This window comes from Myroides odoratus (assembly GCF_001549985.1).
Taxonomy (GTDB): domain Bacteria; phylum Bacteroidota; class Bacteroidia; order Flavobacteriales; family Flavobacteriaceae; genus Flavobacterium; species Flavobacterium odoratum_A.
On the sequence record NZ_LROZ01000053.1, the window covers coordinates 1 to 825 of the forward strand.

General features: G+C 48.7%; 1 protein-coding gene. It reads right to left on the minus strand.

The features are described from left to right. Positions 1–825, minus strand: an 825-nt coding sequence (locus AWV75_RS18215) for an RHS repeat-associated core domain-containing protein (protein WP_197429613.1), incomplete at both ends; no start/stop codon positions are given.

An 825-nucleotide genomic window follows, 5' to 3' on the forward strand; every position in this document is an offset into this window, starting at 1 on the left:
ACCCGCAATACCCAATCCCAGCGAAGCCCAACCTAAATTAGCTGCTAGTTCCGAATCTTTACTTCCAACAGCAATACTCGCAATACCCGTTGCTTCTGCCGCTAAACTAAGGGTCAAGGAGATACTCGCCATCGCGACTCCCATTGCTGCTGCAGCAGCGCCAAAAGTAGCAACAGCAGATACAATTCCAATAATACCCAAGATAATTCCTCCACCAGCACCTAATCGGCCTAATCCCTGAGTGACTAACCCTCCGGAGAACAATCCTGCTGTGCCTGTCGCACTGTGCCCTGAAGGATCAATCAAGTTAATCGGATCCCCAGCACAATACGCATAAGCATTGATTCCACCCGCTCCAAATGGGCTTAGACTATCGGGACAGGTAAATCGCATCAGGATTGGGCTATACGCGCGATACCCATCGCCCAAATGGTAATGCCCACTGATGGGATCTTTTCGCTCTCCAGTAAAAGCAGGTAGGTATTCCTCTGCTTCTCCTTGTCCATACGGTCCAAACTCATGTAGTTCCCCTTGAGAATCGCCGTCTTTCACCGACCACAACAAGCTCTCATGCTGCCCACTTGCCGTTAAAGTAACATGTTGATCATCATTAACCGCTAAGCAGGTAGCGCCACTTTTAATCCAACGCACTTTTTTATCCTCTTCCACCAGCACCTGATTCACTAGTTCTCCTGCGCGGTAATACAGTTGACAGTTCTTATCGCCTGCTACGGTTTGATTGACCAGTTGATTATTCGCGTTGTATTGGTAGGTGCTATCTTGCGGCCCTTCGAGTTCAACAAGTCGTCCAAAAGCGTCATAGCT